Raw genomic sequence first — 8,909 nt, forward strand, 5'->3', positions numbered from 1 at the left:
CTTGACATTATTAACAGACCTAGTTAAAATAAATACAGACACACACATATTAACCCAATGAAAGCGAGGTATCAATACCGTATTTACCCAACAGACCAACAAAAGAGGCTTTTGTCTCAGTTGTTCGGGTGTGTGCGCGTTGTCTGGAACGATACCTTAGCTCACTGTCAAGAACTCTATCGACAAGGAGAGAAAAAGCCAAAATATACCGAGTTATCTAAAAGACTAACTCAAGTCAAAAAAACAGAAGAAAAGCAGTGGTTGACCGAGGTTTCTTCTATCCCTTTACAACAGTCTTTGAGAGACTTAGAGACAGCCTATTCTAACTTTTTTGCATCTTGCAAGGGAGAGAGAAAAGGAAGAAAAGTCAAACCTCCTAAATTTAAGAAGCGTAAATCTAAACAATCAGCGAGATTTACTGACAATGGTTTTACCATCAATCAATATCACGTTACTTTAGCAAAAATCGGTGATTTAAGAATAGTTTGGAGTCGTCCATTACCTTCTAAACCTTCTAGCGTCACCGTGATTAAAGATGCAGCAGATCGATACTTTCTTAGTTTTGTTGTCGAGATTCAGCCCGAAATACTTCCCAATAATGGGGAGTCAGTGGGAATTGATCTAGGGATTGCTACTTTTGCGACTCTCTCAACAGGGGAAAAGATAGACGCTCCTAAACCGTTAAAAAAACGATTAAAACGACTAAGAAAGGCACAGAAAAACCTTTCTAGAAAGCAAAAAGGAAGTAACCGACGGGAAAAAGCTAGGAAACGAGTAGCTAAAATCCACGCAAAGATTAAAGACACTCGCACTGATTTTTTGCAGAAACTATCCACTAGAGTTGTTCGTGAAAATCAAACGATAATTTTAGAGGATTTAAACACATCGGGAATGGTTAAAAATCGTAAGTTATCCCGTGCCATATCAGACTTAGGATGGCGTTCTTTCCGAGATATGCTATCGGCAAAATCTGATAAATATGGGCGTGATTTTCGGATAATTTCCCGATGGGAGCCAACGTCTCAGAGATGTTCCTGTTGTGGGAATATCGGCGGTAAGAAAGCGTTGAATATCCGTGAGTGGGAATGTCTTTTTTGTGGGACTTTCCATGATAGGGATGTAAACGCTGCAATTAATATCAAGGTCGCCGGTGGGCAATCGGAGACTTTAAACGGGCGTGGAGGACAGCATAAGACTTCTGTTAAAGAAGCAGCATCCCGTGAAGCGTCAACCCAGCGGTCGGTCGTTCAATTAAGTTTGTTTGATCTGCCGGGAATCACCGTCCGGCCCCGGCGGTGAGGATGTCAACAGTACCTTTTGAGGAGAGAAAAGTTATGGCTGAGTCAAAAAGCTGGGATTTTCAGAGATTTTGGCAAACTCTAGACTATTTTGATAGTATTCCCCTGTGGAGTTGTCTGCAAAAGCTGCTCGGTTTCGGGGAAGATAAAAAAAATCAGCTAACAAATGAGCAAGGGATGAAGACCATTTTAGTCATTGGTGGGGAAAATGCGATCGGTAGAAAAGTAATCACCCAACTACAGCAGCAAAACTATCAAATCCGCGCTTTAGTCGATAATATCGAGTCTGCACGTCAATTATTGGCTGAAAATGTCGATTTATTTGCTCTGCAAACCCCGCAATTATTCACAGGGATTGAGAGAATTATCTACTGTCAAGGGGAGAATAACCGCCATAGTTTAGCTAATTTACTCGATTTATTGAAAAATGCTGGGATAACCGCCGAAAAAACCCTCTTTGACTTTAGCAATCCCAGCAGTGATATAAAAGAAATCTGGGGTGCGGTGGATGATGTGGTAATGGGAGGAGTGAGTGAGAGTCAGATAACCCTAACCGGAGGACGAGCGCTCTTTTCCGGTATCGTTAGAACTGAAAATAACGGCGGTTTTGCCTCAGTTCGTACCAGAAACCTGAATCCTCCCCTAAATTTATCTAACTACGAGGGAATAGAATTACAGGTACAAGGGGACGGAAAACGCTATAAATTAATTCTGCGCTGTGAAGGACGTTGGGATGGTATCGGTTACTGTTATTCTTTTGATACACTTGATCGCACTTGGCAAACGATTTCTATTCCTTTTGGCGATTTAATCCCAGTGCTGCGGGCCAAAACCCTGCGGGAGGCAGCACCCTTTGATAGCAGTAGCGTCTATGCTTTGCAGTTAATGCAGAGTAAATTCGAGTACGATGGGGCCTTAAATCCCCGTTTCTCCCCAGGATTATTTGCTTTAGAAATTGTCACAATTAAGGCCTACGGGGGTAAAAACCGCTTAATTATCGTTAAGGAAGGAGAAATCGCCGAAAAAAGCCTTTTAGATGCCAGTGGTTATCCCTACGAAGCGATCGATTCTGCTCAGATTTTCGCTAAACTTAATTAATTTAAATAAGCTTGCATCTCAAGTTAAACTACAGAACATCGGGTTAAGATCATGACTATCGGGAGCATAATTAAGGAGGTATGTTCATGAGTGAACAGAATCCCTACGAACAACTTGGGGTTACTGAAGAATCCTCTTTTGAAGAAATTCAAGAGGCCAAACAAAGACTGGTGCAACAGTATCAAAATGATAGCAAAATTGTCGAATTGATCGAGTCGGCCTACGATTCCGTCCTCATGGATCGACTGCGGATGCGACAGGAGGGTAGAATTAAAGTTCCCGATCGCATTCGTTTTCCTGAACGTCTGACGATTCCGGTGGAAAGTAAACCAGTTACTAGCAGCAAATCTCCTAACTGGTGGCGAAGCTCAATCGATACACCTTCTGCACAGGATATCGGTGTACCAGCAGTGATTTACGCTTGTTTAGGAGCAATAACGCTGTTAGTTCCCGATCCCAGTGGCTCCCTTTTACCGCTGCTCTTAGCTTTTGGCGTTTTCGTTAATATCTATTTTTTCAACCGCAAGGAAAAACGTTTTGGCCGCGCCTTACTGTTCACTCTCGCTGGTTTATTGCTAGGAGTCGCTCTGGGAGCGGGATTAGTCAGTTTAGCGGCCAAGGCTGATTGGAATATTTTCGGCGATCGCCAAATTTATGCGCTCATCACTTTTCTAATCTTTTGGGTGATTAGTAGTTTTTTCCGTTAACCAATCGCTCGTAGGGAGCCTAAGATCACGTCCACTGCTTCCCCAAGGTTATTGACGATATAATCAGGCTCGTAGCTCTCTAAACGGGAACGGCTGCGAATCCCCGATAATACGCCAATAACCTTAATATTTTGGCTTTTAGCGGCGGCAATATCCGCTTCCGTATCCCCCACCATCCAAGTATCGGCAGCCGCCGGCAGTTCCTTAGCGGCCTTAGCCATAAGCAGGGTTTTGTCGCGCACGTCGTTGGTTTTGGTGTAATTATTATTTAGACAATAACGACGATTAGCGGCGAAAAAACGACCGATATCGTGGCGATTAAAGGCATGATCTAGCTCGGATACCCGCCGCATCGTCATCACGACTAAATCGATCTTTAACTCTTGGATTTTCTGGAGAGTTTCCAAAGAACCAACCACCGGGCGATCGTGGACAAGATAGGGTAAAGTATGGACAGTTTGACGACGAAGATGGGCAAATTTACGCGCTTGATCTTCATCTAATCCTGACATTTCCCCGATACGCTTCTCAGAAACCTGATCCCGTTTTAACTGCCAGAATTCCGCTTTCGATAATTCCCCGATAATTTGACCTTTATAGGCGGTTTTCTGTAAACAGTCTTGATAAACTTGGTAATATCGCTCCGATACGTCCATTATCGGCCCGTCAAAGTCGCTAATTAGTCTCAACATCGTTCTAATACTTCTCGCTTTATTAATTTTTATATACAAGTTACCCTAGAGTCTTGACAATGACAAGAGTTTTGTCGGGAAAAAGATTAGGGAAGTGGGGTGTGGGGTGTGGGGAAATGGGGAAATGGGGAGGTGAGGAAGTGGGGAAGTGGGGTGTGGGGTGTGGGGTGTGGGGAGGTGGGGAAGTGGGGAAATTTCAACTAAAACCCTAAAACCCTAAAACCCTAAAACCCCAACCCCTCACTGATTACTGATCACTGATCACTGATGCTTCCCCTTCCCTAGTCTGGACGGTTAGCTTAAAATAAATGTAAGGATATGTAAACTTTCGTAACTATCTCGCCAATTGGCTAACCAATGATCCCAACAACTTCTTTATTCGCACCCGTTGACGATGATCTCCGTCTTTTGACCGATAACTTAAAAAACCTCGTCGGCGCTCGTCATCCCATTTTAGCGGCGGCAGCAGAACATTTGTTCGAGGCCGGCGGTAAACGCGTTCGACCGGCGATCGTGTTGCTGGTATCTCGCGCTACTATGTTAGACCGGGATATCACTCCCCGTCATCGTCGATTAGCGGAAATCACGGAGATGATCCACACTGCCAGTCTCGTCCATGATGATGTGGTAGATGAGGCAGAATTGCGCCGCGGTGTTCCCACCGTTAACAGTTTATTTGACAATCGCGTGGCGGTTTTAGCGGGGGATTTTCTTTTCGCTCAATCTTCTTGGTATCTAGCTAATTTAGATAATTTAGAAGTGGTAAAATTGCTCTCGGAAGTGATTCGTGATTTTGCTGAAGGGGAAATTCAACAGGGAATTAATCGCTTTGATACCAGTATCTCCCTGGAAGCTTATCTAGAAAAAAGTTACTACAAAACGGCTTCTTTAATTGCCAATAGTGCCAAAGCAGCTGGAGTATTAAGCGAGCAATCGGCTGAAGTTAATCATCATTTATATAATTATGGTCGCAATTTAGGATTAGCTTTTCAAATCGTCGATGATATTCTCGATTTTACCTCCCCCACGGAAGTATTAGGAAAACCCTCTGGCTCCGATTTGATCAGTGGTAATATCACTGCTCCCGCTCTCTTTGCCATGGAGGAAAATCCCTATATAGAAGTGTTGATCGAACGGGAATTTAGTCAGGAAGGAGACATCGAAAAAGCTCTTGATTTTATTCACTCTAGCCAAGGTATTCCTCGCTCAAAAGAGTTAGCCAATCAGTATGGTCAAAGTGCCTTAAAACACCTTGACTGTTTAGCTTCTTCTCCCTCAAAAGATGTGTTAATCGAGCTAGTAGATTACGTTTTGAGCCGAATTTATTAGGGAATAATAGTTCTCGCCGTAGCAATAGTCCAAGCATCGACTAATAATAAAAATAGGGTGAGAATAAAAAGAATTCCATACATCCAAGGCTGAGAAAGGGGGCGAATATCAGTCATATCCAAGTTAGTTTTTTCTGCGATTATTTTGACCATGCGATTAAATCCCACTACTCGCATCGGCAATAAATAGGCTTTTTCCGAGGAGCGATCAAGGAAATAATAAACTAAACCACCCTGTCCTGTACTGCGACATTTAAGTTCTTTTATATCTGTCCAATTTAACCACCAACCAGAGCGAAGAAAAGCAGGAAACCATTGGGGATAGGTAACTTGTATCCCTGTTTCTGATAAAATGACTCTTTCACTTAAAGCTCCGTATAAAGCGATTAATCCTAAGCTAATTCCTACCCAGAGAAAATTGGGATTAACAGGGGAATTAGTGACTTTTGCTAAAAAGGGTAAAGGGATGGTTAACGCCACATATAAACTTAATAAAGTTACCCGAATTATTGGTGATATCCGAAAAGTTGTTGTCTCGTTCATTTGATAACCTTAATCAGTAAACAGTAAACAGTGAAAAGAAGGCTCCGAACTTGCCACTTAATACTCTAACACTTTAACACTTAATACTGTTCACTCAAAACTCAAAACTGATAACTGATAACTGATAACTGATAACTGAACGGAGATTTTCACCTCGATCGCAGGTGATTGTTTGACCGTAAACTGTTATTCTAGGCATTAGGGGCGTGATTTTAAGTCGCTACAGTTATTAATTAATATTAACACCTATTGACTATTTATATGAACAATGGTAAGCGCATTTGGGTCTATGACACTACTCTCCGGGACGGGGCCCAGCGAGAAGGTATTTCCCTCTCCCTCGAAGATAAAATTAAAATCGCCAGGGAATTAGATCGGATGGGTATTCCTTTTATCGAAGGCGGTTGGCCAGGCGCAAACCCAAGAGACGGTCAATTTTTCTGGAAACTGCACGAAGAACCCCTAAAACAAGCGGAATTAGTCGCTTTTTGTTCCACTCGTCGCCCCCAGATCGAGGCCCGGGAAGATCGGATGTTAACCGCCATTCTCGCCGCTAGAACCCGTTGGGTGACAATTTTCGGCAAATCTTGGGATCTGCACGTCACAGAGGGCTTAAAAACCAGTCTGGAGGAGAATTTAGCCATGATAGGAGATACGATCGAGTATCTACGCTGTCAGGGAAAACGAGTCATTTATGATGCCGAACATTGGTTTGATGGTTACAAAAATAACCCCGAATACGCCCTTTTAACCCTCAAAACCGCCAGGGCTGCTGGGGCCGAATGGTTAGTTTTCTGTGATACCAACGGTGGCACTTTACCCCAAGAAATCGCCCCCATTGTGGAGAAAGTGCGGCAGCAATTGGGCATCGATCCCGATGAGGAAAATGCGCCTCAATTAGGCATTCATGCTCATAATGACGCAGGAACCGCCGTGGCTAACTCCTTAGCGGCAGTTAACGAGGGCGCACGCATGATTCAAGGCACAATTAACGGTTATGGGGAACGCTGCGGCAATGCCAATTTATGTACTTTAATTCCCAATCTTCAGTTAAAAATGGGCTTTTCCTGCCTAGAAGAAAATCAATTAGGCCGATTGACGGGAACTAGCCGAAAAATCAGCGAAATGGTCAATTTAGCCCCGGATGATCACGCTCCCTTCGTCGGACGTTCCGCTTTTGCCCATAAGGGTGGTATTCACGTTTCTGCGGTGGCGAAAAATCCCCTGACCTATGAACATATTAATCCAGAAGCGATCGGGAATCAGCGCCGCATCGTCATTTCTGACCAATCGGGATTAAGTAATGTCTTAGCGAAAGCGCGCAGTTTTGGCATCGATTTAAATAAAGATGATCCCACCTGTCGGCAAATTCTGGAACGTTTAAAAATCTTGGAAAGTGAGGGTTATCAATTTGAAGCAGCCGAAGCTAGTTTTGAGTTATTAATGCGGGAAGCTTTGGGACAGAGAAGCCACCTTTTTGAATTAAAAGGATTCCAAGTTTATTGTGATATGCTCCGGGATAGTGGTAATGCGATTGCGACAATTAAAGTACAGGTAAAAGAGGAAGATTTATTAGAAGTGGCCGAGGGTAACGGACCAGTGGCTGCTTTAGATCGGGCTTTAAGAAAAGCTTTAGTCAAATTCTATCCCGAAATTGCTAACTTTCACCTGACCGATTATAAAGTGAGAATCCTCGATAGTGGTTCGGGGACGGCAGCGAAAACTAGGGTTTTAATCGAGTCCAGTAACGGTCAACAAAGATGGACAACCGTGGGAGTGTCTAGTAATATTTTGGAAGCTTCCTATCAAGCAGTAGTAGAAGGAATTGAATACGGTTTATATCTGCTGCAAAACAATAAACTAGAATTATCGGGTCAATTTTGTCCTTTGGGGATAATTTAAGCAACAGTTATCAGTTATCAGTTATCAGTGAGCAGGCATTGTTATATCATATAGCGGTTTTCACAGAAGTGAGTCCCGATTGAAACGCTAAAACGCCTATCTATCAAGGGATTTACTATATCTTATTAGACTGAAAACCGCTATATTTTTTCTCCCCACTCCCCAATTCCCAATTCATAATTCATAATTCATAATTCCCACTAACCACTGATTACTGTTTACTGTTTACTGATAACTGAATCTCCCGTCTCCTATCTCCCTTATACCTTTTAAACAGGATTTAGTATAATCTCGCCTTGACAGAGTTTAAACACTGATATATTATCAGAAAGAATCCATAATCCGTCCAACAAGAGCAAGCAAGCTTAACTAGGTAATTCAATTGATCAGCCTGTTGAAGCTGTAAATTTCACATAAAATCTTGATTTATGACTACACAAGCTATAGGAAAATCAATGATGTTACTGAATAATAAATCCTTCAAAATTACGACATTTTTAACCATTGCATTGATTACTTGGATCGCCCACTTTTGGTATTTTAATCACTTGGGTTTATACGAAGATGATTACGCTTTCATCGGTAACATACTGACCATGGACTTTTCCAGATTTGTTGACTTTGTTAAGAACATGAATTTGGCATTTTTTCAAGGTAGAGTTGTCGGCTTTAACATCCTCTTCTTCTCTGCATACTTTGCTGGAAAATTGGGAGGATTGCCGCTTATTTATATAAGTGCCTATCTATTGGCATTAACCAATAATATCCTCTTTTATCTATTTCTCCAACGTCTCTGGAATCAACCTATTTTTGTTTTGACGGGTACCCTTGCATTTACTTTATTTCCTGCCGACAACACTAGGGCTTTTCTCACTCATATTCACATTTTGCCCGCCATAACCTTTCTTTTACTCGCTTTTTTAAGTTATCTGAACGATAAAAAAATTTGGTCTTACCTATTGATTACTGCTTCTTTTCTTAGTTATGAGACCTGTTTTTTGCTGTTTATCACCGCACCTTTTCTAACCAAAAAGCCTCAGTCGGAGATATTTAAAGAATTAATTAAACATCTATTCATCTTAGGTACGATTTTCCTAGTTGTTTTAATTCTCAGAAAGTTGACTGGTGATAGCCGAGTTGGAGACTTAGATATAGCAACCGCTATATCTACTCCGATTCGTCAAATAATTACTGGACCATTTGTCTGTTTAGGAACATTTTTCGGCGTTGCTGAATTAAGCTATGAATCAGTAAGGAATAGGCACTTCTTGAAACTTCAGATAATGAATTAATAAACGAATAGAGTATCCTAACATTTCTGTAGACTTAGAATAGCAGAGT

Annotated in this window: 9 protein-coding genes and 2 pseudogenes; 7 read left to right on the plus strand and 4 right to left on the minus strand. The window is 42.0% G+C overall.

Going from position 1 to position 8,909, the window contains the following annotated elements:
* The first annotated feature begins 57 nt into the window (after positions 1-57).
* From EWV66_RS14700 to EWV66_RS14710, 3 genes are all read left to right on the plus strand, one after another.
* Positions 58-1,299 (plus strand): RNA-guided endonuclease InsQ/TnpB family protein, encoded by a 1,242-nt coding sequence (locus EWV66_RS14700; RefSeq protein ID WP_052276225.1) that lies wholly within the window; start codon positions 58-60, stop codon positions 1,297-1,299.
* A gap of 35 nt (positions 1,300-1,334) precedes the next feature.
* Entirely contained in the window at positions 1,335-2,396 is a 1,062-nt protein-coding gene (locus EWV66_RS14705) for a CIA30 family protein (RefSeq protein ID WP_052276224.1), read from the plus strand.
* Positions 2,397-2,482: 86 nt separating this feature from the next.
* Positions 2,483-3,103 (plus strand): CPP1-like family protein, encoded by a 621-nt coding sequence (locus EWV66_RS14710; RefSeq protein ID WP_287107283.1) that lies wholly within the window; start codon positions 2,483-2,485, stop codon positions 3,101-3,103.
* Here EWV66_RS14710 and EWV66_RS14715 read toward each other — a convergent pair.
* Positions 3,100-3,795, minus strand: a complete 696-nt coding sequence (locus tag EWV66_RS14715) for an HAD family hydrolase (RefSeq protein WP_002801790.1) — start codon at positions 3,793-3,795, stop codon at positions 3,100-3,102. The genes EWV66_RS14710 and EWV66_RS14715 overlap by 4 nt on opposite strands.
* Positions 3,796-3,854: 59 nt before the next feature.
* Here EWV66_RS14715 and EWV66_RS14720 point away from each other — a divergent pair, with 59 nt between their 5' ends.
* Together EWV66_RS14720 and sds are read left to right on the plus strand one after the other, a co-directional pair.
* Entirely contained in the window at positions 3,855-4,007 is a 153-nt protein-coding gene (locus EWV66_RS14720) for a hypothetical protein (protein WP_185238104.1), read from the plus strand.
* 145 nt (positions 4,008-4,152) lie between these two features.
* Positions 4,153-5,124 carry a solanesyl diphosphate synthase gene (sds, locus tag EWV66_RS14725; RefSeq protein WP_052276222.1) on the plus strand — a complete coding sequence of 324 codons (972 nt, stop codon included), beginning with the start codon at positions 4,153-4,155 and terminating at the stop codon, positions 5,122-5,124.
* Here the strand turns inward: sds and EWV66_RS14730 are convergent.
* Both EWV66_RS14730 and EWV66_RS24450 read right to left on the minus strand, forming a co-directional pair.
* Positions 5,121-5,666 (minus strand): hypothetical protein, encoded by a 546-nt coding sequence (locus tag EWV66_RS14730; RefSeq protein ID WP_052276221.1) that lies wholly within the window; start codon positions 5,664-5,666, stop codon positions 5,121-5,123. The genes sds and EWV66_RS14730 overlap by 4 nt on opposite strands.
* 130 nt (positions 5,667-5,796) lie before the next feature.
* A pseudogene (locus EWV66_RS24450) lies at positions 5,797-5,865 on the minus strand (2Fe-2S iron-sulfur cluster-binding protein); the annotation flags it as partial.
* Positions 5,866-5,927: 62 nt separating this feature from the next.
* Here EWV66_RS24450 and cimA point away from each other — a divergent pair.
* Entirely contained in the window at positions 5,928-7,568 is a 1,641-nt protein-coding gene (gene cimA, locus EWV66_RS14735) for a citramalate synthase (RefSeq protein ID WP_052276220.1), read from the plus strand.
* Between the two features lie 428 nt (positions 7,569-7,996).
* Complete coding sequence (locus EWV66_RS14740) at positions 7,997-8,860, plus strand: hypothetical protein (protein ID WP_287107284.1); 864 nt, start codon at positions 7,997-7,999, stop codon at positions 8,858-8,860.
* On the opposite strand, the pseudogene EWV66_RS14745 reads toward EWV66_RS14740, so the two are convergent.
* Positions 8,816-8,909: pseudogene (locus EWV66_RS14745) on the minus strand (IS1 family transposase); the annotation flags it as partial. The gene EWV66_RS14740 and the pseudogene EWV66_RS14745 sit on opposite strands and share 45 nt — an antisense overlap.

The organism is Microcystis sp. M_OC_Ca_00000000_C217Col, assembly GCF_007095585.1.
GTDB lineage: Bacteria > Cyanobacteriota > Cyanobacteriia > Cyanobacteriales > Microcystaceae > Microcystis > Microcystis panniformis.

Coding starts and splice junctions, on each gene's coding strand:
- cimA (WP_052276220.1), top strand. CDS start 5,928: ATGAACAATGGTAAGCGCATTTGGGTCTATGACACTACTCTCCGGGAC.
- EWV66_RS14700 (WP_052276225.1), top strand. CDS start 58: ATGAAAGCGAGGTATCAATACCGTATTTACCCAACAGACCAACAAAAG.
- EWV66_RS14730 (WP_052276221.1), bottom strand. CDS start 5,666: ATGAACGAGACAACAACTTTTCGGATATCACCAATAATTCGGGTAACT.
- sds (WP_052276222.1), top strand. CDS start 4,153: ATGATCCCAACAACTTCTTTATTCGCACCCGTTGACGATGATCTCCGT.
- EWV66_RS14740 (WP_287107284.1), top strand. CDS start 7,997: ATGACTACACAAGCTATAGGAAAATCAATGATGTTACTGAATAATAAA.
- EWV66_RS14720 (WP_185238104.1), top strand. CDS start 3,855: ATGACAAGAGTTTTGTCGGGAAAAAGATTAGGGAAGTGGGGTGTGGGG.
- EWV66_RS14705 (WP_052276224.1), top strand. CDS start 1,335: ATGGCTGAGTCAAAAAGCTGGGATTTTCAGAGATTTTGGCAAACTCTA.
- EWV66_RS14715 (WP_002801790.1), bottom strand. CDS start 3,795: ATGTTGAGACTAATTAGCGACTTTGACGGGCCGATAATGGACGTATCG.
- EWV66_RS14710 (WP_287107283.1), top strand. CDS start 2,483: ATGAGTGAACAGAATCCCTACGAACAACTTGGGGTTACTGAAGAATCC.